This is a genomic window from Denitratisoma sp. DHT3 (assembly GCF_007833355.1).
Lineage (GTDB): Bacteria > Pseudomonadota > Gammaproteobacteria > Burkholderiales > Rhodocyclaceae > Denitratisoma.
Window position 1 is genome coordinate 2,568,229 of the sequence record NZ_CP020914.1, and the last position, 25,432, is coordinate 2,593,660.

Annotated in this window: 20 protein-coding genes; 15 read left to right on the top strand and 5 right to left on the bottom strand. The window is 65.0% G+C overall.

All coding sequences use genetic code 11. From position 1 onward, the window contains the following. Positions 1-75 precede the first annotated feature (75 nt). Positions 76-1,494, top strand: a complete 1,419-nt coding sequence (locus tag B9N43_RS11815; protein WP_145842392.1) for a class I SAM-dependent methyltransferase — start codon at positions 76-78, stop codon at positions 1,492-1,494. Positions 1,495-1,520: 26 nt separating this feature from the next. After that, positions 1,521-2,608, top strand: a protein-coding gene (locus B9N43_RS11820) for an IS3 family transposase (protein WP_145840398.1) whose coding sequence is annotated in 2 segments (ribosomal slippage) — positions 1,521-1,782 and positions 1,782-2,608 — 1,089 coding nt in all. Because the reading frame shifts where the segments join, the coding sequence is not laid out codon by codon here. A gap of 445 nt (positions 2,609-3,053) precedes the next feature. Here B9N43_RS11820 and B9N43_RS11830 read toward each other — a convergent pair. After that, complete coding sequence (locus tag B9N43_RS11830; RefSeq protein WP_145842393.1) at positions 3,054-4,853, bottom strand: M10 family metallopeptidase; 1,800 nt, start codon at positions 4,851-4,853, stop codon at positions 3,054-3,056. Between the two features lie 97 nt (positions 4,854-4,950). Here B9N43_RS11830 and B9N43_RS11835 point away from each other — a divergent pair, with 97 nt between their 5' ends. After that, positions 4,951-5,871: an aldo/keto reductase gene (locus B9N43_RS11835; protein ID WP_145842394.1), complete on the top strand. Its 921-nt coding sequence runs from the start codon at positions 4,951-4,953 to the stop codon at positions 5,869-5,871. 153 nt (positions 5,872-6,024) lie between these two features. Next, entirely contained in the window at positions 6,025-7,311 is a 1,287-nt protein-coding gene (locus B9N43_RS11840) for a hypothetical protein (protein ID WP_145842395.1), read from the top strand. 266 nt (positions 7,312-7,577) lie between these two features. Here B9N43_RS11840 and B9N43_RS17215 read toward each other — a convergent pair whose 3' ends face one another. Further along, positions 7,578-7,829, bottom strand: a complete 252-nt coding sequence (locus B9N43_RS17215) for a hypothetical protein (protein WP_186454060.1) — start codon at positions 7,827-7,829, stop codon at positions 7,578-7,580. Between the two features lie 85 nt (positions 7,830-7,914). After that, on the bottom strand, positions 7,915-8,793 hold the full coding sequence (locus B9N43_RS11850; protein WP_145842396.1) for a TIGR03619 family F420-dependent LLM class oxidoreductase: 879 nt from the start codon (positions 8,791-8,793) through the stop codon (positions 7,915-7,917). A gap of 233 nt (positions 8,794-9,026) precedes the next feature. Here B9N43_RS11850 and B9N43_RS11855 point away from each other — a divergent pair, with 233 nt between their 5' ends. The 4 genes from B9N43_RS11855 (at position 9,027) to B9N43_RS11870 (ending at position 15,284) form a co-directional block, all read left to right on the top strand. Next, a complete protein-coding gene (locus tag B9N43_RS11855) occupies positions 9,027-10,142 on the top strand; it encodes a hypothetical protein (protein WP_145842397.1) in 1,116 nt (371 codons plus the stop codon). 229 nt (positions 10,143-10,371) lie between these two features. After that, positions 10,372-11,148 (top strand): SDR family NAD(P)-dependent oxidoreductase, encoded by a 777-nt coding sequence (locus B9N43_RS11860; protein ID WP_186453800.1) that lies wholly within the window; start codon positions 10,372-10,374, stop codon positions 11,146-11,148. Positions 11,149-11,270: 122 nt separating this feature from the next. Further along, on the top strand, positions 11,271-12,134 hold the full coding sequence (locus tag B9N43_RS11865; protein ID WP_145842399.1) for a pirin family protein: 864 nt from the start codon (positions 11,271-11,273) through the stop codon (positions 12,132-12,134). A gap of 357 nt (positions 12,135-12,491) precedes the next feature. Further along, the gene (locus B9N43_RS11870) at positions 12,492-15,284 is read left to right on the top strand and encodes a heparinase II/III family protein (protein ID WP_145842400.1); all 2,793 of its coding nucleotides are present in this window, start codon (positions 12,492-12,494) and stop codon (positions 15,282-15,284) included. Positions 15,285-15,311: 27 nt separating this feature from the next. Here B9N43_RS11870 and B9N43_RS11875 read toward each other — a convergent pair whose 3' ends face one another. Beyond that, entirely contained in the window at positions 15,312-16,502 is a 1,191-nt protein-coding gene (locus tag B9N43_RS11875; protein ID WP_145842401.1) for a hypothetical protein, read from the bottom strand. A 142-nt stretch (positions 16,503-16,644) separates the two neighbouring features. Here B9N43_RS11875 and ilvD point away from each other — a divergent pair, with 142 nt between their 5' ends. Both ilvD and B9N43_RS11885 read left to right on the top strand, forming a co-directional pair. Then, positions 16,645-18,495 (top strand): dihydroxy-acid dehydratase, encoded by a 1,851-nt coding sequence (ilvD, locus tag B9N43_RS11880; protein ID WP_145842402.1) that lies wholly within the window; start codon positions 16,645-16,647, stop codon positions 18,493-18,495. A gap of 10 nt (positions 18,496-18,505) precedes the next feature. Then, positions 18,506-20,764, top strand: a complete 2,259-nt coding sequence (locus B9N43_RS11885) for a patatin-like phospholipase family protein (RefSeq protein WP_186453801.1) — start codon at positions 18,506-18,508, stop codon at positions 20,762-20,764. 10 nt (positions 20,765-20,774) lie between these two features. On the opposite strand, the gene B9N43_RS11890 is transcribed toward B9N43_RS11885, so the two are convergent. Next, positions 20,775-21,335, bottom strand: coding sequence for a Yip1 family protein (locus B9N43_RS11890; protein ID WP_145842404.1), 561 nt, complete (start codon positions 21,333-21,335; stop codon positions 20,775-20,777). Between the two features lie 108 nt (positions 21,336-21,443). Between B9N43_RS11890 and B9N43_RS11895 the strand changes: the two genes are divergently transcribed. From B9N43_RS11895 to B9N43_RS11915, 5 genes are all read left to right on the top strand, one after another. Continuing rightward, on the top strand, positions 21,444-21,875 hold the full coding sequence (locus B9N43_RS11895) for a MarR family winged helix-turn-helix transcriptional regulator (RefSeq protein ID WP_145842405.1): 432 nt from the start codon (positions 21,444-21,446) through the stop codon (positions 21,873-21,875). 393 nt (positions 21,876-22,268) lie between these two features. Next, entirely contained in the window at positions 22,269-22,580 is a 312-nt protein-coding gene (locus B9N43_RS11900) for a c-type cytochrome (protein ID WP_145842406.1), read from the top strand. A gap of 162 nt (positions 22,581-22,742) precedes the next feature. Further along, positions 22,743-23,138: a hypothetical protein gene (locus tag B9N43_RS11905; RefSeq protein WP_145842407.1), complete on the top strand. Its 396-nt coding sequence runs from the start codon at positions 22,743-22,745 to the stop codon at positions 23,136-23,138. Positions 23,139-23,251: 113 nt separating this feature from the next. Further along, on the top strand, positions 23,252-24,421 hold the full coding sequence (locus B9N43_RS11910; RefSeq protein WP_261379318.1) for a branched-chain amino acid ABC transporter substrate-binding protein: 1,170 nt from the start codon (positions 23,252-23,254) through the stop codon (positions 24,419-24,421). A 43-nt stretch (positions 24,422-24,464) separates the two neighbouring features. Further along, the gene (locus B9N43_RS11915) at positions 24,465-25,388 is read left to right on the top strand and encodes a branched-chain amino acid ABC transporter permease (RefSeq protein ID WP_145842408.1); all 924 of its coding nucleotides are present in this window, start codon (positions 24,465-24,467) and stop codon (positions 25,386-25,388) included. The last annotated feature ends 44 nt before the right edge of the window (positions 25,389-25,432 follow it).

The following is a 25,432-nucleotide window of genomic DNA, read 5'->3' on the forward strand; positions in this document are numbered from 1 at the left end:
GAAGGGGGTGGGGTTTTTTCTTAGGGCACCTTGATGGTGTTTTGAGAAAAGACCCCAATAACGAGAGGAAATGCAATGAGCGACTGGACCGCTGGTTATGTAGCCGACATTGGCTATACGTTTGGTTACTATCAGGAACTAAATCCTCTGCGGGTGAAGCTGGCCTTCCTGAATGCCGGTCTCGTTGCACCCGAGTTTGGCATTGCGTGTGAGTTGGGCTTTGGGCAGGGATTGAGTACCAACATTCACGCGGCAGCCTCGGTGACGCAGTGGCATGGCACGGACTTCAATCCAAGTCAGGCCAGCTTTGCTCAGGAATTGGCCACAGCGTCTGGCGCGAGTGCGAAACTCTATGATGAGGCATTTGCTGATTTTGCGGACCGGGCCGATCTACCCGCTTTCGATTACATCGGCCTGCATGGCATCTGGAGTTGGATTTCCGATGACAACAGGGCTGTCATCGCCGAATTCATCCGCCAAAAATTAAAAGTCGGTGGGGTGCTCTATATCAGCTACAACACCTTGCCCGGATGGTCGTCCTTTGCACCGATGCGCCACTTGATGACTCAGCACGCAGAAATCATCGGCGCAGAAGGACATGGGATTGTCAGTCGAATTAACGGCGCCATTGAGTTCTCCGAACGACTGCTGTCGACTAACCCAATTTATGCACGCGCTAATCCATTGGCGGCGGAGCGAGTAAAAAAGATTAAAGATCAAAATCGTCACTATCTGGCTCACGAGTACTTCAATCGTGACTGGCACCCAATGCACTTCGCCACGATGGTCGAATGGTTGGAAAGTGCGAAGGTTCAGTACGCCTGCTCGGCCCACTACCTTGACCACATTGATGCCGTGAACCTCACAGGTAATCAACAAACCTTTTTGAAGGAAATCACCGACCCGATGTTCCGAGAGAGTGTGCGTGACTTCATGGTTAACCAACAGTTCCGCCGCGATTATTGGGTCAAAGGTACCCGTAAGCTAAGTGCGCTGGAGCAGGCCGAGGGGCTTCGATCCACCTCGGTAATGCTTGTAGCACATCGAAGTGATGTTTCCCTAAAGGTCAACGGAGCACTTGGTGAGGCCTCAATGAATGCGTCCGTGTACGAACCCATTCTCGATGTCCTAGCAGACCACAAGCCACGAACAATTGCACAAATCGAACACGCTGTGACTGATAAAGGAATTACATTTGCGCAGGTCATGCAGGCCATGATGGTACTCACAGGGGCGGGATATATTGCGGCGGTTCAACAAGCTGAAGCGATCACTAAGGCGAAGAAAACAACCGAGCGCCTGAATGCACACCTGATACACAAAGCCCGCAGCAGCGGAGATATTGCGTACCTGGCAAGCCCGGTAACAGGTGGTGGCGTAGCGATTGGACGCTTCTCTCAACTATTCCTGTTGGCTACTATGCAGGGGAAAAAGCAGCCCACCGATTGGGCACAAGCGGTAATCCCCCCTGAAATTGAAGGTGGTCGGAAGTAGAATTTTCTCGAAAGGGGAAGTTCTGCATGAAGAAGTCGAAATTCACGGACAGCCAGATCATGGAGGCGCTCAAGAGGGCGGAATCTGGGCTGGCGGTGCCGGAGATATGCCGGGACCTGGGAATCAGCTCGGCGACGTTTTACAAGTGGCGGGCGAAGTACGGCGGCATGGATACGTCGATGATCGCGCGCATGAAGGAGTTGGAGCAGGAGAACGCCCGGCTCAAGAAGATGTACGCCGAGGAGCGCCTCAAGGCCGAGATTCTCAAGGAGGCGATGGCAAAAAAGTGGTGAGGCCATCCCGCCGGCGCGAGATGGCCAAGGAAGTCGTGCAGGCCAGGCAGGCATCGATTCGACTGGTCTGCGAAATCTTCAGCATCAGCGAGACGTGCTACCGGTACGAGGCCAAGCATCGCGCCGAGAACGCCGAGATTGCGGACTGGCTGGTGCGGCTGACGAGCAATCAACGCAACTGGGGGTTTGGCCTGTGCTATCTGTACCTGCGCAACGTCAAGGGCTACCGCTGGAATCACAAACGGGTCTATCGCATTTACCGGGAGTTGGAACTGAACCTGCGGATCAAGCCCAAGAAGCGTCTGCAGCGGGAAAAGCCGGAACCGCTCGTGGTGCCTGCGGCCATCAATGCTGTCTGGTCGATGGATTTCATGCATGATCAGTTGGCGGATGGTCGGAACTTCCGTCTGTTCAATGTCATTGACGACTTCAACCGGGAAGCACTGGGCATGGAGATCGACTTCTCCCTGCCGTCGGCCCGTGTCATCCGGGCGCTGGACCAGATCATCGAATGGCGCGGACACCCTGCTGTCATTCGGTGTGATAACGGTCCGGAGAATATCAGTGGGCTGATCCAGGCCTGGGCTGGTAGACACGCGATTCGATTGGATTACATCCAACCTGGCAAGCCGCAACAGAACGCCTACGTCGAACGCTTCAATCGCACCGTGCGCTACGAATGGCTGTCGCAGTACTACTGGGAAGACCTTGATGAGGTCAGGTTGTTCGCTACCCAGTGGATGGACCACTACAATCACCATCGCCCACACATGGCATTGGGCGGATTCACACCAAAGCAGCGGTTGGCCATGGCCGCGTGACTCTACTTCCGGGCGCCCTTAGAAATGGGGGGATTACCAAGCCGTCTGGCAGATCATTTCAGCGCAAGGACAAAAGTTCGTGAAAGATGGTAAGACTTTGGAGACCGCCGAAGAGAACCTCGCCGAGCTGACGGCCCAGGCCCAGATCTTTGCAGAGAAGCAGCTGCCTATCCTGAAAGCCCTACAGATTGCTTGAGGTAAAAGCTTTTGAAATCCCCGTCTCGTGAGAGCCGGGGAAGATGAGCTTAATACAAATAATAGGGGACAGACTGTGCTGACCCGGGGAGGACGGACGAGTCTTGAACCCCTGTAACTTCGGTTACAGGGGTTTTTTATGGCTTGAAGATAATGGGGACCCTAATTCCAGTTCCGCATTCTTACGTCGGATGCGGCGCTGGCGGAACTGGATGGCGCGGTGGTGGCTTAGACAGGGTCGCCGGTCCGCTCAGACCAGGTTGCCGGCGACATCCAGGTTGGTGACGTGGATGCCGACGCTGGTGAGCTGGGTGGCGAAGCCGATGTAGTCGGCGGGCGTCAGGCTCTCGAACATGTTCACCGGCCAGTTGCTGGGTTGGCTCAAGGAACCGTCCAGGCGCGGCATGATGGCGAGGTCGTTGAGCATGGCGTTGGCCAGGCCCTTTACCTTGATGGTGCCGGCGCCGAGTTTGACGGCGTAGTAGTCGTGGACGCTCTGCTCCGGCAGCACGCCGGTGAGGCGCTGGAACATCTGGTCGATGATCTGGTCGGTGTTCCTGCCCTGGAGGAGAGCGGCGAACTCGCTGCTGGCGTTGAGGGTGCCGACCAGGCTGCCGGTGGTACCGTAGGCGCCGCCGGCATCCTCCCAGACGCTGCCGCTGCGGGCGGCCAGCAGGGTGGCGAATTGGTTCAATTCGGCCGCGCTGGCGGCGCGTCCCGCCATGGCGAGAAAATAGGCTTCGATCTTGGCCTGATAGGCGGGCGCATCGAGGTGGACCATGGGTAGGAAATTCATCAGCGGTGCGTCGGTGCCGTCGTCGAAGCGCAGCCGCTCGATACCGTCCAGGGTGTCGCTGCCGTCCGGTCCGGAAACGCGGACGCTGCCGCTGGCGAGGACCGTATAGGTGCAGGTCGCGGGACTGCCCGAGTAGAGCGCGGTATCGCTGCCCATGCCGCCGTTCAGCGTGTCGTTGCCACCGTTGCCGCGCAGCAGATTGTTGGCATTGTTGCCGATGAGCCGATCGTCGCCACTGCCGCCGGTCGCGTTCTCGATGATGACGCCATAGGCGATGGCCAGGTTGTCGGTGCCGTCGTAGGTGGGCGTGGTGCCGCCGGTGTAGCCCGGCGGCAGCGGGTCGGAAGCGATAGCGATGCTGGAATAGGCACCTGGGTTGAGGTTGATCACGCAACTCTTGCTGAAGGTGGCCACGGAGATGGTGTCGCTGCCGCCGGCGTCCCAAAGGGTACGGAAGAAGGGGGTGGCAGGGTCGAAGGTATAGGTGTCGTTGCCGGTGTGGTAAGTGGTGTTGGCGCCGTACAGGTATTGAACGGCGGCGATGTCGTAGAGCATCGGAGTGTCCGGCTCGACGTAGTAGGTGAGGAAGGTATAGCTGCCGTCGCCATTGGCCGTGACCTTGCGGAAGATGGCGTGCGGATGCTCGGTATAGGACATGACGGTGTATTGCTCGCTGTCCTTCTGGCCGCTCAATCGCGGGTTGCCCTCGAAGGGGTGCTTGAGCCCCAGGGCGTGGCCGATTTCATGCAGCAGGGCGCTGAAGCCGGCATTACCCGCCTGCCAGTGGCTGTCCGGCTTCTGCCCGATGGCGGGCGCGGAGAGCCAGACATCGCCGCCCGAGGCCCAGTAGCTGGAGGGGCCGTAAGCCCAGGCGGAACTGTTGCCCTGGGAGGTGGCGGTCCAGGTGAAGCGCAGGTCGCCGACATTGGTCTGGCCGTCGACGACCTGGGTGAAGCCGATATTCGCCACGTTGCTCCAGGCCGCCAAGGCGCCTGTCACGGCCTGGCGCTGGGCGGCGTTCAGGCCGTAGCTGCCGGCAGGCTCGTCGAGGGCTGAATAGCCACCGCTGTCCTTGTTGTCCCAGGAGGCCTGGGCGATGGCGACGTAGGGAAAGCTGTAGGTCAGCGCGACGCCGCTGCCGACGCTGCCGCCCCACTTGAGACCGTCGGCGAGGGCATCGATGTAGGTCAGGCCGGCGACGGGCACCGGGCTGGTCGGGTACTGGCTCGACGGGGCGCTGATGGGATTGGGCATGGTTCAATATACTTGCATCGTTCGAGACGAATGATGCCAGCGATAATTTGATTTCGATGCAGACAATTATCTCCGTACTTCCATACTTGCAGACACGATGAAACTACGTCCTCTCGGTTCGACCGGAATTCTGGTGTCGGAAATCGGCCTGGGCTGCGCGAGCTACTGGGGCAAGGAAATCTTCAGCGAATCGCGTGCGATCCGTATCGTCCGCCGGGCCAGCGACGCCGGGGTGTGCTATTTCGATACCGGCCACAGTTATTCCGACGGCAACGCAGAACCGCGCCTGGGCAAGGCGCTGCGCGAGATGGGCGGACGACGCCATGAGCTGTGCATTTCGAGCAAGGCCGGTACCCGCTTCGACTCCCGGCGCAAGTTGGTCAAGGATTTCTCCCCGGCCTGGATACGGCAAAGCTGTCACGAGAGCCTGCGCCGTCTCGGGCTGGAGCGCCTGCCAGTGCTGTTCCTGCATGGCCCGCGGATCGCTGACCTGAGCGATGAGTTGATGGGTACCCTGGCCGATCTCAAATCCCAGGGGACTATTGGCGCGATCGGCATCAACACCTTCGACGCGCCGGTCCTCGACCATGTCGAGCGTGGCGGAGGCTTCGACGTGGTGATGCTCGATTACAACATCCTGCGGCAGGACCACGAGCCATTGATCGGGAGGCTCCAGGCGCAGGGCGTCGGCGTGATCGCCGGCGCCGCGCTGGGCAACGCCTTGTTCTCGAACCGGGTGTTCCGGGTGCGCGGTGTCCGGGATCTGTGGTATTTGGCCCGGGCGCTGAAGAATTTCCGCGAGGGCATCCGCCGCGGGCGCATGTTCCGTTTTCTGGAGCGGACTCCCGGCGCGACCGGCGCCCAGGCGGCGCTTGCCTATGTGCTCGGCAATTCCGGTGTCGCTGCCGCCGTCTTCGGCACGACGGACGAGAAGCATCTCGTCGAGAATCTCGCCGCGTCCGGCATCGCGCTGCCCGCGGAAGTGCTGGGCCGGATTCGCGCCGCGGCATGCCCTTGACGCCGATGCCCATCATGGTCCAGAAACCCAGTTTGTCCCAGAACTCGTTGTACATGCACCCGGTGATCTTGGGGAACCAGGAAACAAAAAAGGGCTGGTTCAGTTTGGCCCATTTTCATGCTGCATGGGCATTCACTCATGAAGGAGGACACAATGGACATGAACGCCGCGGGGCCGGTCTCCTTGCCCGGCATCTCCCTTGAAACCTGGCTCGTCCGCTTCGACAGGCATGGCGAGTACACATCGCCGGAAACCCCGCAGGCGCTGCTCGACCGCCTTGCCACGACGCCGGAGTCTCCCGTCATCATCTTTTCGCACGGCTGGAACAACAACGACAAGTATGCGACGGAGCGCTACGCCAACTTTCTCGAAAATCTTCAGAAGCATTTCGCCGCCCACGGCGGGCCGGCGCAATCGCCGATCTTCGTCGGCCTGCGTTGGCCCAGCATGTGGTTTCCCTTCGACGAGACGCCGGCCGCCGGCATGGCCGATGTCGATGCCGACGGGCTTGCGCAACTGAAGGAGGAACTGGCCGAGGAGTTGCCCGAAGCCGATCGCCAGCGCTTCCGCGCGCTCGTCGACCTGCCGCGGCTTTCCGAAAGCGAGGTCGGCGAATTGGCCGACCTGTTCGGCCCGCTGCTGCAAGGCTGGGAGGTGGCCGACATCGAGGGGGCCGAGGCATCCCGCATCGACCGGGAAAGCCTGATGGCCACCCTACAGACGCTGCAGGCGGACCGTGACGCCCCCGCCGACGGCGAGGCCGTGGGGGGCAAGGACTGGTACGTCAAGGCACTCTTTCCGCTGCGCGTGTTTTCGGTCTTCGTGATGAAGAACCGTGCCGGCACGGTCGGCCGACACGGCGTCTCGCGCCTCGTCCGGGACATCCTCGGGACGTCGCGGGGGCCGCTCCATCTGGTCGGCCATTCCTACGGCGCGAAGGTCGTTCTTGCCGCCGTCACCGCCCAGCCGCTACCGCGCAAGGTCGACAGCCTGCTGCTCCTGCAGTCGGCCATCTCGTATCTTTGCTTTGCCGAAAAGGTACCGGAAAGGAAACTGCCCGGCGCCTATCGCATCGCCCTCTCGCGCACCGCCGGGTCGGTCGCCGCCACCTTCAGCCGGTGGGACAGCTCCCTTCATGAGTTCTATCACCACATCATGTGGATGAAGAACGATCCCGGCGAACTGGATGTCGCCGCCAAAGCCCCCGATGCCGCCGGCGACCCGCCGAACCGATTTGCCGCACTCGGCGGCTACGGCCCACGCGATGCCGGCGAGATCCTGATTTCCGAACTGCCCGTGCCGGGCACGGAGACCCCCGCGTTGCGCGAGGAATGCCTCATTGCCTTCGACGGTAGCCTGGACAAGCGCATATCGGGACACGGTGACGTTTCCAACGCCTGTACCGCCTGGCTGCTTCACCAGCAGATGAAGAGAACCTGAGGCGGGTTCGGCGCGGGCCGGCCGGTCTGGATGTGGAAGGGCAGGCGGTCGCGGCAGATCTCCTGGGTCGAAGGGCTGGCCTGATTTTGGGGCTCGCCTCCTTCGCCCCCGGAGGGGGGGCTCTCTGGCTTGCTGAGCTCGGATGTTTGGGGGAACTTCGTAGCGGCATCGATGGCGTTGCGCGCTGGCGGCCCGGCGGAAAAGCTCGTTTCCCATGCTGAATCATTCGCCTACTTTCCGAGGTTGACGCCTTTTGATTCCGGAATTCACGATACCGTGAGTGCATGAACATGACACTTCCTTACCCACGCCGGATCGAGCCGCGCATTGTGCGCGCCTTGCAGGACACACCGGTCGTGTTGCTTGCAGGCCCACGCCAGGCGGGCAAGAAAACTCTGGTGAGGCAGATCGCGGCCCAGTTCGCGGCCTTTGGGGCGCACCGCTTCCCGACCCAGGCAGGCAAGCCAGATGGAGCGCGGGATGGGTTTTTCACCATCGCGATAGTAGATTTTGCTCATCGTTGAACTCCTCGCAGGTTTCAAGCAGCCAGGAGGCGCCCCATGGCCAACCCAGGGCCGCCCTCCCGAGGACGGCCCGGAACGGTCAACCCCTGACCTTGTGGATCACGTTCTCGGCGTAGCCGTTCAGTTCGCCGAGCATCTGCGCCAGGGTGCGGTTGTCGGGACCGCCGGCGTAGCTGTCGCGGAAGGCGACCACCGTTTCGGTGACGCCGAGTTCCTCCAGGCGCCGCACGCCGTCGGTGCTGTAGGCGTCGAGCCCGCCGGCCTGGATGAGGAAGGGCAGGTGACTGCGGCCGAATTCCGCGCGCCAGGTCTTCAGCTTGCCGATCATGTCGGTCAGCGTTTCCAGGGAACTGCCGGCGCTGATCCAGCCGTCGCCCAGTTGCGCCGCCCGCTTCAGGGCGGGGTCGGCGTGGCCGCCGATCAGGATGGGGATCGGTTCGCTCGGCGCCGGGCACATTTTCACCGGCGGGAACTGGTAGAACTCGCCCTCGTAGCCGAAATACTCGCCGCCGCTCAAGCCGCGGATGATCGCGATCATCTCGTCCATGCGCTTGCCGCGCCCTTCCCAGGGCTGGTCGCAGATTTCGAAGTCCTCGCGCCAGGGGCTGAGGCCGACGCCGAACTGGAAACGGTTGCCGGTCATCACGGCGATGCTGGTGAGCGACTTGGCCACCAGCACGGGGTGGCGGATCGGCAGCTTCATCACCGAGGTGACGAATTTCAGCTTGGTGGTCACCGCCGCCATCCAGGGCACGGCGCTGAAGGGTTCGAGGAAGGGCACGCCGTCGAGGAACTCGCGCGAGCCGTCGGCGTTGTAGGGATAGGTGCTGTCGGCCTGCTGCGGATAGAAAATGCTGTCGGGCAGGGTGAAGGAATCGTAGCCGGCGGCTTCGGCGGCCTTGGCCAGTTCCAGGTAGAACGCCGGGTTGCACATGCCGGCGTGATAGGAAAACTTCACGGTTTCTCCTCCTTTGGTTTATCGTCGCGGGACCGCCGCGTGACCGAAATGGTTGCGGCGGTGGTTGTTTTCGGCGCTATCTTAGAGCCTGTCCGGAAAAATCGAAACGTGCCGCGAATCGTGAGTCGTACGCTCTCGCCACCGGCGCGAAGAGGGGGCGGTCGGCCGATTCAGGATGTCACCGCCAGGGTTCGTGCTATGTTGAAAAACTCCGGCTCAGAAGAGGTTACAGGATGAAAGCGAAAACCAGTCGATGCGCCGTCGCCATGCTGGTCGCCGGTTGCGCAACCGCCAGCGCCGCGCCCATGCAATACGAGATGGACTTGCGCACCTACTCCGGCATGGGGGCGGGCGGCATGATGGGCATGCTCGGTTCGATGCTCGGCAAGCAGGGCGCGAGCGTCAGCAAGCTCATGGACCTGCGCCTTGCCAGCCCGACCGACATCCCCGACGGCTACAGCGCCGAGCATACGGTGCCGGACGGCATGCGCATCGGCCCCAGGCTGCCGCTGAAGGGCGAGCGCCGCGCCACGGGCGGCAGCGGCGGCGAAACCACGCGCGACGATCCCGAGGGGCGCATCCTGATCTATTGGGGTTGCGGCGAGACGGTGCCGAAGGGACAGCCGCAGGTCATCGATGTCAAGACGATGAGCAAGAGCATGTCGCCGGAGGTGATGGCGATGGTGCGTCAGGCGCAGGTGCGCAAGGGTGGTGGTGGCGGCATGCCGCCGGGCGCCGGGTCGCTGCCGCCGCGCACCGTCTGGTGGCCCGCGGGCGACGCGGACTTCAAGGGCATTCCGGCCGAGGCCTCGGCGGTGGGCGAGCACGTGGTGAAGGCGAGCTTCATGAACGAGGACATCCGCTACACCATCGATGGCGGACTCGATTTTCTCGAACCGCTCAATCTGAAGGCGAGCGGCGACCTCAAGTCGCCCGTGTCCCTGCAATGGGACGGCCTCGCGCGCGCGAAGGGCTACAACCTCAACGCGGTCGGCGCGGCGGAAAAGGAGGTCGTGATCTGGATGGCGGAGCGCAACAAGTTCCCCATGCTCCCCGCGAGCCAGACGACCTGCGCCATCCCCGCGGGCATCTTCGAGAAGGCGCAGATGGCGATGGTGGCTGAAGAAGGGGTCGGCCCCACGGGGAGCTTCGCCTATCCGCCGCAGGAAAAAGGCAAGCCGAAGAAGCCGCTGATCTGGACGGCGCGGGTTCGCGTCTCGACCAGCGACACGGCGCTGCTGGGCTTGCAGGAAGCCGCCGCCGGCGCGGCGGGCGATGCCGCGGCGGATTCGGTGGTGCCGGGCGGCGGTACCCTGTTGAAGGAGCTCAAGGGATTCTTCGGGAGGTAGGTAGACTCGCCCCCCTTCGCCCCCCTCCGGGGGGTTCGATACGGCTCGCTGCGCTCGAAGTTACGGGGAACGCTGTAGCGGCACCGATAGGATGCGGCTGGCGCCGCGTGCCGCTTTCCCTTGGGGCGACCCGGCGGGAAAGCTTTTGCGGTATTCCATCCCTTCGCCATCCTCCGGGGGGCGGTGCGGTGGAAAAGTTCGTTTTCACGCTGAACAACAGGAGAAACTCATGTCGCAGCATTCCCGGAATCCTTTTTCCATCGCGGGCAAGGTCGCCCTCGTCACCGGCGCCTCGCGCGGCATCGGGCTCGCCATCGCCGAGCTTTTCGTCGAGCAGGGCGCGGAGGTGATCATCGTCGCCAGGAAGCAGGAAACCCTCGACCAGGCCGCCGCCGAGCTGCGCGCCAAGGGAGGCAAGGTCCACGCCATCGCCTCGCACATGGGCAGGATGGAGGACATCCAGAAGCTCGTCGCCACCCTGGACGAGCGCGGCCTGGACGTGGACATCCTGGTCAACAACGCCGGCATCAGCCCGCCCCACGTGGAATCCTTCGCCGACACCACCGAGGCGCTGTGGGACAAGGTGATGGACGTGAACCTCAAGGGCCCCTTCTTCTTGAGCGGCGCCATCGGCAAGAAAATGGCGGCGCGGGGCGGCGGCAACATCATCAACATCAGCACCACCTCGGCGCTGATGGCCCAGCCCGAGATCGGCGCCTATTGCGTCTCCAAGGCGGCGCTGAACACCGTGACCCGCTGCTACGCCCGGGAACTCGGCCCCCGTGGCGTGCGCGTGAATGCCATCTCCTGCGGCGTGATCAAGACGGTGATGGGCGACCACACGCTCAACGACCCCCAGCGCTACGCCGACATGATGAAGATCAACCCCCTGAAGCGCGCCGGCCTGCCCGAGGAGGTCGCCAAGGCCGTGCTGTTCTTCGCTAGCGATGCCTCCAGCTATTCCACCGGCACCATCTTCCAGGTGGACGGCGGCGTGCTGAGCTGAATCTGAAGTCTCGTCCCCCTCCAGGGGGCGAGGCGCGTGCCGGGAGCAGCGGTTCCGCCGGTTTTCCTGCCAAGCTTCCCCAGCGTTCCCGGATTGAAAAAACGACGGCAAGGAGAAAGATCATGACGACGCGCACCCTGCAAAAGATCATTCCCTCGATTCCGGTGTCGGACGGCGCCGGGGTGAAACTGCGGCGCAGCCTGGGCCAGAGCCAGGGGCTGCGGCTCGATCCCTTCCTGATGCTGGACGAGTTCGCCTCGGACGATCCGCAGGACTACATCGCCGGTTTCCCGCCTCATCCCCATCGTGGCTTCGAGACTGTGACCTACCTGCTGGAGGGCACCTTCCAGCACGAGGACCATCTCGGTCACCGCGGTCTGCTGCGCAGCGGCGGTGCCCAGTGGATGACCGCCGGGCGGGGCATCATCCATTCGGAAATGCCGCAGCAGGAAAGCGGCCGCGTCCATGGTTTCCAGTTCTGGATCAACCTGCCGGCGCGGGAGAAGATGAAGCCGGCCGCCTACCGCGACATCCAGCCCGAGGAGATTCCGCAAGTGTCGCTGACGGCGGATGGGGGCGGTTCGGTGCGTGTCGTCGCCGGCACCTTCACGGCGCCCGACCGGGTCGTGGCCGGGCCGATCCAGGGCCTGTCCACCGCGCCCCAGTTCCTCGACGTGCGCCTGCCCGCCGGCAACCGCTTCGTCCATGAACTGCCGGCGGCGCACACCGCCTTTCTCTATCCCTACGCCGGCAGCCTGCAGGTCGGCGCGGCGGACGACTTCCGTCCCCTGGCGGCGCATCAGGTCGGCGTCCTGTCCGCCGGAGATCGCCTGGAGGTCGCGGCGGGCCCGGACGGCGCCGGCTTCCTGCTGCTCGCCGCCCGCCCCCTGGGCGAACCCGTGGCACAGCACGGCCCCTTCGTGATGAACACCCGCGAGGAGATCGAGCAAGCCATCGCCGACTACCAGTCCGGACACCTGGTCTAGGGAACGCTGCGCTGTTCATACAAGGTCGGGGCGCCCGCGCCTCCTTGACAGAGCTTTCCCGCCGCGCCGCCATTTCCCACGATGGGGAAAAGCGGCACGCGGCGAAGCCGCAACGCCATCGGTGCCCCCACGAAGTCCCCCCAAACACCCGAGCGCAGCGAGCCATATCGCCCCCCCCGGAGGGGGGCGAAGGGGGGCGAGCCTAGTTCGTTTGGCCCATGTCGCGAAAGGAGTCGATTGACTAGCGTGGAAGGGTGGCAGGACGCGCAGGGCGGTTGCGATCGAAAGTGCAGGTTGATTGCGTCCGAGGCGGCATCCTGATTTGAACGATGGAACAAGGATGAACTGGAGGCTATCGTGAAGCACCTATTCGACCCGCTATATTCGGTGGCGTTGCTGGGCCTGACGTGCCTGGGTCTGACGTTGCCGCCGAGCGCCGCGGCGCAGAGCTGCACGCCCAACACCAATGAGGACTGGATGGCGAAGGCCGCCGCCAGCGATCCCGTGGCCCAGGACATCCGACCCCGGGACTGCGACACGGTGCAGCAGACGCCGCCGGATTTCCGCTGGCCCGACGTGATCAAGAGTGGCGGCTACAGCGTGACCCTGACCTATCCCGACGGCCGCGTGCGGACCCTGCCGGCCGTCCAGAACTGGATCAACTGGGACGAGGTCCTGCCGGCCGGCACCTATGCCTGGTCGGTCTCCTACAGCGGCGGCAGCGCCAGCAATGCGCGCAAGTTCATGGTCGACGGCAATTCCGTGGCGTTCCTGGTGCCGAACATCGGCACCCTGATCAAGACGCTCGAGGCCAAGCCCCATCCACGCAGCCTGCCCGACGCGGCGACCTTGGCGACCATCAAGTCCCAGCGTGCGTCAGCCATCTCCAGTCTGTTGCGCGACGTCGGCGGCCGCACCAGTGCGTCGGTGCCGAGCGCGGGCGGTTCCGCCAACGACGCCTTCAACTACAGCAAGTACGCGGTGTCGTCGATCATGGCCTGCGTGCTGTCCGGTCAGGGCACCTATTGCTCCGACGCGATCCGGCGGGTGATGAATCTGGCGTCCTGGAGCCCCACCGGGCCCACCGCCTATACGGCCTCGGGCGTGGACATGGCGGCGCGCTATCTGACGTGGACCCTCGCGCTCGGCTACGACTGGCTCTATCCGCAACTGAGTGCCGCGCAGCGCAGCACGATCCTGGCCGCCCTGAGCGCGCGCAACGGCCAGATGTACAACGACATCATCGGTTCCCGCGCGCGCATTGCCAAATCTCCGCGCGACTCCCACGGAAATCAGACCTTGAGCTTCGTGGCGGTGATCTCGGCCATGGTGGCGGGCGACCTTCCCATCGCCTCCAGCACCTGGCTGCCGAAGACGATGCCTCTGGCCCTCAACGCGATCAATCCCTGGGGCGGCGAGGAAGGCGGCTTCGCCAACTCGGCCACCCAGGGCAGCTGGGACATGGGTGAGCTGGCGCCGCTGTTTTACGAGCTGCGGGTGATGACCGGCATCAATGTCGCGCTGAAGCCCTGGGTGCGCAACTGGGGGCGTTACCTCGCCTATTTCACGCCGCCGGGCATGGCGGGGGGAACCTCGGTGTTCGGCGACGGTTTCGAATTCAACGAGGCCGAGCACCAGGCGCGCTACGGCAAGGGCTATACCTATTTCGCGCCGACCCCGCTGGGCCGCTGGCACATGTCCATGCTCAAGGGCGAGGATCCGACGCGGATCGAGTACCTGATGGCGCCGCCCGCCGATTTTTCGGGAGCCCAGCCCTTCCCCGCCGGCACGCCGAATTCACTCGGCCTGCAGTCCATCGGCCAGGTGGCGATGCACAGCGACCTAGCCAACCCGGCACGGACCTCGGTGTACTTCAAGTCCAGTCCGCCGCCCTATGGCGCCTACAATCACAGCCACGCCGATCAGAACGGCTTCGTCATCAATTCGGGCGGGCAGCGGCTGGCGATCGAGACCGGCTATTACGACGACTACAAGACGACCCACTGGTACAACTGGTATCACACCACACAGGCCAAGAACGCGATCACCTACGATGGCGGCCAGGGGCAGCTGTACTACGAAAAGAACAACAAAATGGGCTACGGCAAGATCACCAGCTTCCTCACCACCGCCGACTATGACGTGGTGATGGGGGACGCGACCGCCGCCTATGGCGGGGCGCTCAGTCTGGCCCAGCGTTCCCTGGTGTATCTGCGGCCCAACCTGGTGCTGGTGTATGACAACCTGGCCTCGGCGACGGCCCGCCAGTGGGAATGGAACATCCACGCGGTGAACCAGATGACCTCTTCCTCCGACACCACGGCGACCCTCCAGAATGGCGGGCAGAGCCTGTGCGTGACGATGCTCGCCGGGCCGACGGTGCGCTTCACCCAGACCAACCGGTTCACCGCCAATCCCACCGGTAGCCGGGCCGCGCAATGGCATGGGCGGTTCTACAGCACCACCAGGCTGCCGAACGCGGAGTTCATCGCTTTGCTGAACGTGGGCTGCACCTCGGTGAAGGCCAGCGCCACCAAGGCCAGCGGCACCTGGACCGTGCTGGTGGGCGCCCAGACGCTGGCCATCGGCGCCAGCGGCATCACGGTCGGCGGCTCGACCACCCCGACCACCCCGACCACCCCGCCGCCGACGTCGCCTGCGGCCCCCCAGTCGCAGCCCTTCAGCGGGACGCCCATCAACGTTCCGGCGACTTTCCAGGCCGAGAACTACGATCTGGGCGGGCAGAACCTGGCCTACCATGACACCACGACCGGCAACGCCGGCGGCCAATACCGCAAGGATGACGTGGACATCATCGCCTCCACCGATTCGACCGGCGGCGGCTATGTGGTCAACAACTTCACCAACGGCGAATGGCTGAAGTACACGGTGAATGTGGCGACCACCGGCAACTATCAGGTGCAGTTGAGGGCGTCCAACAACTACGCGACCAACGTCGCCTTCCACGTCGAGGTCGACGACGTGAAGGTCACCGGTTCCCTGCTCGTGCCGAAAACCGGGTCCTGGGACGCCTTCCAGTGGATTGCCACGCCGAAGATCGCGCTGACCGCCGGCAGGCATGTGCTGAAGGTCGTCGCGGATCAGCAGTACTTCAATCTGAACTCGATCAACGTGATCAGCGTTCCCTAGAAAAACGGCGGCCTGACCGGGCTTCCGCTAGGGCTGATGAATCGGTGCCCGGCGCCGCTGGGCGATCTGCCCGGCCCGCTGGGCGGGGGTGACGCGGCGGGTCTCCGGCGGCAGATGGGCCGCCAGTTCGGCGAGATCCACCAGTTGTGCCGTCGGCGCCTCGTCCGCCGCCAGCGGCCGGGGCAGGCCCTGCCAGCGCATGAACAGGTAGCCTTCGGCAAAACCCGCGGGGTCCAGCCAGTTGGCGATGCCGGGATCGGTGAGGCTGATCACGAAACGCAGGCGGCCGTCCCGGTCCACAGCGGCTTGCGCCCGGGTCAGGCTGACCTGGTGATCGACGTAGTTGGGCGTGACGAACCAGGGATCGCCGAGCTGGACGCCCTGGTAGCGGGCGGCGCTCTTTTTCACGGTGATCAGCAGCGCCTGGCCCGGCTCGATCCGGTAGCGGGCCATCACCGACTGCTGACCGCCGAGCCCGCCGCTGCCGCTGTCGCTGGCGCGCGGGGGCGGCAACTGATTGACCGGCAGTTTCCGGATCATCGGCAGGTAGCCGTCGTTCCAGGTACGCGCCGCCGCCAGGACGTAGTCGCCGGCGCTGGCGCCGGGCACGGTGGCGTCGATCGGCGCGGCGCCGGCATCGATGCGCTCGATGGACAGGGCGGACGGCGTTTCCCGCGTCCAATCCTCGAACGTCTGGCGCACCAGCAACGCGCGTGCGCCGGCCGGCAGCGGGAACCAGCGGCCGGGGCGCGGCGGGCCGCCGAGGAGGATTTCGAACGTTTCGCCCGGCCGGATGCCCAGGGCATCGGGATCGACCACCGCCAGGTTGCGTCCCAGGCCGACGATGGGATAGCTGTCGAGGATCTGGAAGGTCAGCATCGCATGGCTGCCGCGCCGGCCCCGGATCCGGTACTGGCCGTTCTCCGCCAGCAGCGCCGAGGCATAGATGTTGTCCGGGTTGTAGAGGCCGGCCCGGCCGTCGATGCCGTCGGAACGGCCGATATGGGGCTTGTCCAGATGCCGCGACTGTTCGTAGGCGGCCAGCGCCCCGGCCACCAGCCCGGTGCCGTAGCGCGCGGTGGCCGCTTCCCCGGCGCTGGCGGCGATGGGATTGGCGGCCAGTTGCGCCTCCAGGGTCTGCACCGCCGCGCCCAGGGAAACCGGCTGGGCGGCGGCGAGCGCCGTCCAGCATGCAAGAATCGCGATCAATGTCTTCATCGGGTACCCCTCCTCCAAACGATGAGGCGCAAGCCTACCAGCAAGGCGTCAAGCAGATCGACCGGGAAGCAAAGGACGTGGAAGCGGCGGCCGTCACTGATAAAATTCAGTTTGTCAGCGCAGTGTCCCTCCGGAGATTCCCATGCCCGCATATCGTTCCCGCACCTCCACCCACGGCCGCAACATGGCCGGCGCCCGCGCCCTGTGGCGCGCCACCGGCATGAAGGACGGCGACTTCGGCAAGCCCATCATCGCCGTGGTCAACTCCTTCACCCAGTTCGTGCCCGGCCACGTGCATCTGAAGGACATGGGCCAGCTGGTGGCCCGCGAGATCGAGGCGGCCGGCGGCATCGCCAAGGAATTCAACACCATCGCGATCGACGACGGCATCGCCATGGGCCACGGCGGCATGCTCTATTCGCTGCCGTCGCGCGAGTTGATCGCGGACAGCGTCGAATACATGGCCAACGCCCATTGCGCCGACGCCCTGGTCTGCATCTCGAACTGCGACAAGATCACGCCGGGGATGCTGATCGCCGCGATGCGCCTGAACATTCCCGTCGTCTTCGTTTCCGGCGGCCCGATGGAGGCCGGCAAGGTGCAGTGGCACGGCCAGTTCCGCAAGGTCGACCTGATCGACGCGATGATCGAGGCCGCCGACAGCCACAACACCGACGCCGAAGTGAACGACATGGAGCGCTCGGCCTGCCCCACCTGCGGCTCCTGTTCCGGCATGTTCACCGCCAACTCGATGAACTGCCTGACCGAGGCGCTGGGCCTGTCCCTGCCCGGCAACGGTTCGCTGCTGGCCACCCACGCCGACCGCAAGCAGTTGTTCCTGCGCGCCGGGCGGCTGGTGGTGGATCTGTGCAAGCGCTGGTACGAGCAGGACGACGCCTCGGTGCTGCCGCGCTCCATCGCCAGCTTCGAGGCGTTCGAGAACGCGATGACGCTGGACATCGCCATGGGCGGTTCCTCCAACACCGTGCTGCACCTGCTGGCGGCGGCGCGAGAAGCCGGCGTGGATTTCACCATGCGCGACATCGACCGCCTGTCGCGGCGGGTGCCGTGCCTGTCCAAGGTGGCGCCGGCCACCCAGGAGTACCACATGGAGGACGTGCATCGGGCCGGCGGCATCATGGCGATTCTCGGCGAACTGGATCGCGCCGGCCTGATCCACCGCAACGCCCATACCGTGCACACCCCCACGCTGGGCGGCGCCCTGGAGCAGTGGGACGTGATGCAGACCCACGACAACAGCGTGTTCGACTTCTACCGCGCCGCGCCCGGCGGGGTGCCGACCCAGGTGGCGTTCAGCCAGGAGCGCCGCTATCCGGAGCTGGACCTGGACCGCAGCCACGGCTGCATCCGCGACCGCGCCAGCGCCTATTCCCAGGACGGCGGCATCGCGGTGCTCTACGGCAACATCGCCGAGCGCGGCTGCATCGTCAAGACCGCGGGCGTGGATGAGTCGATCCTCAAATTCACCGGCCGCGCCCGCGTCTTCGAATCGCAGGAGGACGCGGTGGATGCCATCCTCACCGACCGGATCGTCGCCGGCGACGTGGTGGTGATCCGCTACGAAGGCCCCAGGGGCGGGCCGGGGATGCAGGAAATGCTCTATCCCACCTCCTATCTCAAGTCCAAGGGCCTGGGCAAGGACTGCGCGCTGCTCACCGACGGCCGCTTCTCCGGCGGCACCTCGGGCCTGTCCATCGGCCACGCCTCGCCCGAGGCCGCCGAGGGCGGCACGATCGGCCTGGCGCAGGAAGGCGACACCATCGAGATCGACATTCCCGACCGCCGCATCCATCTGGCGGTGAGCCCGGAGGAATTGCAGCGCCGCCGCGACGCCATGGAGGCGCGCGGCCACGCGGCATGGAAGCCGGTCGATCGCCAGCGGCCGGTGTCCGCCGCGCTGCGGGCCTACGCCGCCATGACCACCAGCGCCGACACCGGCGCGGTGCGCGACGTCGGCCAGCTCAAGCGCTGAGCCGGTGCGTGTGAACCTCGTGCCAAGCGGGGTTCGCGCCCTGCTCGCGCTGTTGTTGTTGAGCGGGACCGTTGCCGCCGGCATCGCCGGCGCGGCGGATGCGGTTGCGCCGGCCGTTCCCGCGCCCGAGGTTCATCCCGTCAAGGCCCATCCCAAGGTCTGCCTGGTGCTCTCCGGCGGCGGGGCGCGCGGCCTGGCTCATATCGGCGTGCTGAAGGCGCTGGAGGAGCAGCGCATCCCGATCGACTGCATCGCCGGCACCAGCATGGGCGCGATCGTCGGCGGCCTGTACAGCGCCGGCTATCGCGCCGAAGCGCTGGAACAACTGGTCGGCGGCCTGGACTGGGGGCAGTTGTTCGACGATCGGCCGCCGCGGCAGGAACTCTCCCAACAGCGCAAGGAGGAGGACTTCGACTTTCCCTGGTCCTTCGAAGTGGGCTACGGCGGCGGCGAATTCCGCCTGCCGCGGGGCGCGGTGGGCGGGGTCGGTTTCGAGCGCCTGCTGGCCGACATGACGGCGCGCGTCTCGGCCGCCGAGGACTTCGCCCAGCTGCCGATCCCCTTTCGCGCCGTGGCCACCGACATGGTGCGGGGCGAGCGGGTGGTGTTCGAGCGCGGCGATCTGGCCCGCGCCCTGCGCGCCAGCATGTCGGTGCCCGGCGCCTTCGCGCCGATCGAAGTGGATGGCCGCCTGCTGGGGGACGGCGGCCTGGTGATGAATCTGCCGGTGGACGTGGCGCTGGCGATGGGCGCCGACGTGGTGGTGGCGGTGAACATCGGCACACCGCTGGCGCCACGCGAAGCCTTGTCCAGCCTGGTGGGCGTGACCCAGCAGATGATCAACATCCTCACCGAGCAGAACGTGCGCGACCAGATGGCGCATCTCTCCGAGCGCGACGTGCTGATCGCGCCGATGCTCGGCAACCTCAGTTTTCTCGACTTCCCCACCGCCAACCAGGGCATCGCCGTCGGCTACGCCGCCGCCAGCACGCCGGAGGTGCGCCGGAAACTGGCCGCCCTGTCCCTGGACGAGACAGGCTGGCGCGATCATCTGGCGCGGCGCAATCCGCCCCGCGCCCTGGAAGGCAAGCTGGCCTTCGTGCGCATCGAGGGCGCCCGCCACAGCGATGCCGGAACGCTGCTTGCCCAGACCGACAGCCGCGTCGGCGATGCCGTCGAACCGACCCGGCTGGAGCGGGATGCGGCGCGTCTGATGGGGCGCGGCGATTTCGAGCGGGTGGATTATCGACTGGAGCGGGAAGGCGAGAAGCTGGGCGCGGTGTTCGACGTCGAGGAGAAAACCTGGGGCCCCCATTTCTTCCGACTCGGACTGTCCGCCTCCACCGATTTCGCCGGCGCCGCGAGCTTCGACCTGCTGCTGGGCCATCGCCGGACCTGGGTCAACAGCTGGGGCGGCGAGTGGCGCAACCAGTTCCAGTTCGGCCGTACGCGCGGCCTGCGCAGCGAATTCCTGCAGCCCCTGGGTGCGGGCGGCGATGTGTTCGTCGCACCGAAACTGGAAGTGGAGCGCCGTACCCTGGATGTCTTCCAGGGGGATCATCGGGTCGCCCAGTGGCAGGGGGGCTTCAACCGCGCCGGGGTGGATCTGGGGATGCCTTTCGGCCCCTACGGCGAAGCGCGCCTGGGCTATGCCGGCGGCCGTTTCGTCGCCGACCAGTCGATCGGCAGTCTGGCCCCGGACCACGTCGATTTCAGCGAGCGCGGCGTCACCGGCAGCCTGGTGCTGGACCAGCTCGACAATGCCGCCTTCCCGCGCAGCGGCTGGCGCCTGGCGGGGGACTTCTTCAGCGCCCGGCGCCTGCAGGCGGGGCCCAACGGCTACACGCGCTGGCAGCTCAAGGGCCTGGCCGTCGCCAGCGAGGGCCGCGACACCTGGCAGTTCGGCGCCGAGTTCGGCGGTTTCCTCGATCGCAGCCGCATCGGCTATTCCGATTTCCGCCTGGGCGGTTTCCAGCGTCTCTCGGGTTATCGCAACGATCAGATCGAGGGCAATTACCTGGCGCTGGGCAAGATCGTCTATCGCCGCCGCGAGGCCGAAATCACGCCCTTCGGCCGTGCCGCCTATCTGGGCGCGTCACTGGAGGTGGGCAATGCCTGGGCCGATCGCGACCAGATGCGCTGGGGCGGGATGCGTCACGCCGCGAGCGTGTTCGCCGCCGCCGACACGCCATTGGGACCGGCCTACGTCGGCCTCGGGATCGCCCAGGGCGGGCACTACGCCCTGTATCTGTTCCTGGGGCGGCCCTGATGGTCCGGCGCTACAGCGGAAACACGATGACCAGGAGCAAGGCCCAGGCGATCAGGCCGACGCTGGTCACGCCATACACCATCGAGGCGGCGGTTACGTCCTCCCGTTCCCGGCACAGGGCGCGCACGCCATGGTAGGTGATCGTCATCGCCAGGCCCAGCGCGCACAGCGACACGCCCACCGCGAGCAGCGGGCTGGGGATGAACAGGATCAGCGACGACAGCCACAGCGGCACCGGCGCCAGGGTGGCGAGAATGTAGGCGTCCCGGTAGCTGCAACGGACCCGATGGGCGGCCGCGATGGCGCGGATCACCCCGCCCATGCCGAGCACGGACAGCCATTCGGCGAGCAGGAATATCAGGGCGATCAACCCCCAGTTCCTGCCGCCGAAGCCAGCGACGAATTCGTCGCCGTGGTGGCTGCCGGCGTAGTAGAGCATGGCGGGAGGCAGCAGCGAGAGGGGCAGGGCCAGGAGGGGCAGCATCCAGGCCGCACTGGGCGGTATCCTTGCCAGGTCATCCCATCCGGCATGATCGGATACGGCCATGCCGAAAACATTTTGTGGGGTCATTTCGAGAACTCCTCTTGAAAACTCTTGCCGGGGTCGGGGGTGCTCACAGGGGGAGAGCACTTATAGTTTATGTCACAATGTGATATATTTTTATTTTGAAATTTCCAAATGTCAAGAAACTCCGAAATATTGACCAAGGCCGATTTCGAACGCCTGGCTCATTTCCGTTACGGCTTGCGGCGCTTTCTGCGCCGCAGTGAGGAGTTGTGCCGCAAGCAAGGGCTGACGCCCCTGCAGTACCAGGCGCTGCTCCAGATCGGCGGGATTCCGGGCAAGAACTGGGCGACCGTGGGGGAGCTGGCGGAACGCCTGCAGGCCCATCCGCATGGCGTCGTCTCACTGGTGACGCGCTGCGAGGCCCTGGGGCTGGTGGAACGCCGTGTCGGCCGCAGCGACCGCCGGCAGGTGGAAGTCCACCTCACCGCCAACGGCCTGCAGGAACTCCAGGCCCTGGCCCAGTTGCACCAGCCGGAACTGAGGATGCTGCAGGCGGAGTTTTCCTTGCCGGGCTGGCAGGAGCTGGAAGATGAAGCGGCTTAAGGAGACGCCGATCAAGTCCGTTCGCACCGAGCCCTTCGACAGGTCCGAACGGATGGCGATTGGCCGCGCCGCCCCGGAGGATGGCGAAAAAGCTTTTCCGCCGGGCCGTCCCAAGGAAAAGCGGCACGCGGCGAAGCTGCAACCTATCGGTGCCGCTACAGCGTTCCCCGTAACATCGAGCGCAGCGAGCCGTATCGAACCCCCCGGAGGGGGGCGAAGGGGGGCGAGCCCGTCAACGCCGAGGCCCGTCAGGGCGTTGTTGGTTCATTGCGTACCGCCGAATTTTCGTTTCAAGGAATCATCAGTCGTTTGATTTAAAACGAAATTCTTAAATTGAAAAACTAAAGTAGAATAGTTTGGTTTTCTGTGCTTAATCCACAAGGAGGTGTTGCTATGAAATCTGTAATCGTCGCACTGATCGCTGCTTCCGGTCTCATTGCCACGGGCGCCGCCCATGCCGACCAAAAACTCGCCAGCTCCAAGGGCTGCATGGCGTGCCACTCGGTAGACAAGAAGATGGTGGGCCCGGCCTTCAAGGAAGTCGCCAAGAAGTACACCGCCAAGGACACCGACGCGCTGGTGAAGAAGGTTCTGGACGGCGGCTCCGGCGTCTGGGGCTCCACCCCGATGCCCGCCAACAAGGCGATGGGCGTGAAGCCGGAAGACGCCAAGACCCTGGTGACCTGGGTTCTGTCCCTGAAGTAATTCCTTTCTTTCGCGACAAGGGCGTGCCTCGCGGCACGCCCTTGTCGTCTTGAAGTCGCTGGCAACGGGAGTACAGCTTGAACACTTCCCATCCAGAGTGTGCGCATGGCGAGCGACTCATATAAAAACCTAAAGTGCGTGCCTCTTCAATGGAGTTTTGCAATGCGTAACGCCCTGATCCTGACCTCTCTTCTCGCCCTGTTCGGTACCGCCCAGGCCGCGGAAGATTGTGCCAAGTGGAAAGAAAAACTGGTCGATGCCTTCCCCGGCAGTTCCGCTCCCCGCGGTCTGACCATCGGTATCAAGGTCAACAAGAGCGGCCAGGCCGATCTGACCATCCCCCGCACCAACTTCAGCGACGTCTGGGTGCGCGTGTCGTCCGAATCCTGCGGCATCGACGTGGCCTACGTGAAGCGCTGCCGCGTCAACTACAGCGCCAACAAGTGGACCGCCAGCTGCCAGCTGCCGGAACTGGCCTCCGAACTGGCCGCCGTGCCGGCTCCCGGCTGGAAGCTCAACAGCGAAAGCAATCGCCTGGACTTCACCGCCGAGATGTAATTCTCTCCATCTTCCGGCCGGTCCACGGCCGGAAGATGCCCGCTTTTCCGCATTGACACACCCTTCGGGGCGGGCAACAATCGGCGCGGTCCCGATCCCGAAAGACGCTCCCGATGATTTCCGGCTTCCGCCTCATCCCTCTTGCGCTGGCGCTCGCCTTCGGCCTGGCTTCCTGCGGCAGGCAGGAGCAGACCGGCACTGACTCCGCCGATACCGTCCGCATCGGCATGGCCGCGCCGCTGACCGGTCCCCAGGCCGACATCGGGCTCGACATCCAGCGCGGCACCCAGCTCGGCGTGGACGACCTCAACGCCCAGGGCCTGGAGATCAACGGCCGCAAGTTGAAGTTCGAACTGCTGGCCGAGGACGACGAGGCCAATCCCGCCAAGGCCACCACCGTCGCCCAGAAGCTGGTCGATTCCAAGGTCGCCGCCGTCGTCGGCCATTTCAATTCCGGCGCCTCCATCCCGGCCTCGAAGATCTACGCCGACGCCGGCATTCCGCAGATTTCCCCCGGCTCCACCTCGCCCCGCTACACCCAGCAGGGCTACGCCACCACCTTCCGCGTCGTCGCCAACGACGACCAGCAGGGGCCCGCCGTGGCCGCCTTCGTCGCCAGGAACCTGAAAGCCAGGAGGGTTGCGGTGATCGACGACAGCACCGCCTACGGCCAGGGCCTCGCCTCCACCTTCGAGACGGCGGTGAAGGCCGCCGGGGTCGAGGTCGTGGCCCATGAGCACACCACCGACCGCGACACCGACTTCGCCGCGATCCTCACCAACATCAAGGCCAAGCAGCCGGAATACCTGTTCTTCGGCGGCATCTATTCCCAGGGCGCGCCGATGGCCAAGCAGATGAAGGCCCTCGGCCTCGACGTCCCCCTGCTCGGCGCCGACGGCATCCAGACGCCGAAGTTCATCGAGGTCGCCGGCTCGGCGGCGGAAGGCACCTACGCCGCGGTCCCGGGCCTGCCCAAGAGCCAGATGCCGGGCGGCAAGGCGTTCCTCGACAAGTTCCAGGCCCGTTATCACAAGCAGGTCGAACTCTTCGCGCCGATGGGCTACGACGCCGTGTTCGTGCTGGCCGAGGCGATGAAGCGGGCCGGCTCCACCGATCCCGCGAAGGTCCTGCCGGAACTGAAAAAGACCCGCTACGACGGCGTGATCGGCCCCGTCGAGTTCGACGACAAGGGCGACCTGAAGAACAGCCCGATCACCATCAACGTGGTGCGGAACGGCAAGTGGGAGGTCCAGGAAGTCGTGGTTCCCGGCGCCGCCAGGTAGGCGGCCGCTTCGCCGACGGGCGCCGGCCTGATTTTCTCCGTTCATGGAAACCTTTCTCCAGCAGATCGCCAACGGCCTGGTGCTGGGCGCCATCTATGCCCTGGTGGCGCTGGGCTACACGATGGTCTATGGCATCCTGGGGCTGATCAACTTCGCTCACGGCGAAGTGGTGATGGTGGGCGCCCTGGTCACCCTGGCGGCGATCAAGGCGCTGGCGGCGGCCGGCGTGCCCGGCGTTGCCCTGCTGCCGCTGGGCCTGGCGCTGGCGATGGCGGTCTGCATGGCGCTGGGCGCCGCCGTGGAGCGGATCGCCTACCGGCCCTTGCGCAACGCGCCGCGCCTGGCGCCCCTGATCACCGCCATCGGCGTCTCCATCGTGCTCCAGTACGGCGCGGTGCTGATCTGGGGCCGGGGCTACCATGCCTATCCGGAACTGCTGCCGACCGCGCCCCTGGACATCTTCGGCGCCCGCGTCAGTCCCGCCCAGCTGATCGTGATGGCGGTGTCCGCCCTGATCATGGCCGGGCTGCTCTGGCTGGTCCATCGCACCCGGTTTGGCCGCGCGATGCGCGCCACCGCCGAGAATCCGGCCGTGGCGCGGCTGATGGGGGTGGATGTGGACCGCGTGATCTCGCTCACCTTCGTCATCGGCTCGGCGCTGGGCGCCGTCGCCGGCGTGCTGGTGAGCATCAATTATTCCGTCGCCCACTATCAGATGGGCTTCATCCTGGGCCTCAAGGCATTCACCGCCGCCGTGCTGGGCGGTATCGGCAACCTGGCCGGCGCGATGGTCGGCGGGCTGCTGCTGGGCCTGATCGAGGCCCTGGGCTCCGGCTACGTCGGCGACCTCACCGGCGGCTTGTTCGGTTCCAACTACCGCGACGTGTTCGCCTTCCTGGTGCTGGTGGGTGTGCTGATCCTCCGGCCTGCCGGGCTGCTGGGCGAACGGGTGGCAGAAAGGGCATGAAAATATTCATGCCCTTTCTGCCTGCGGCAAGGTCTTGTGCCCAC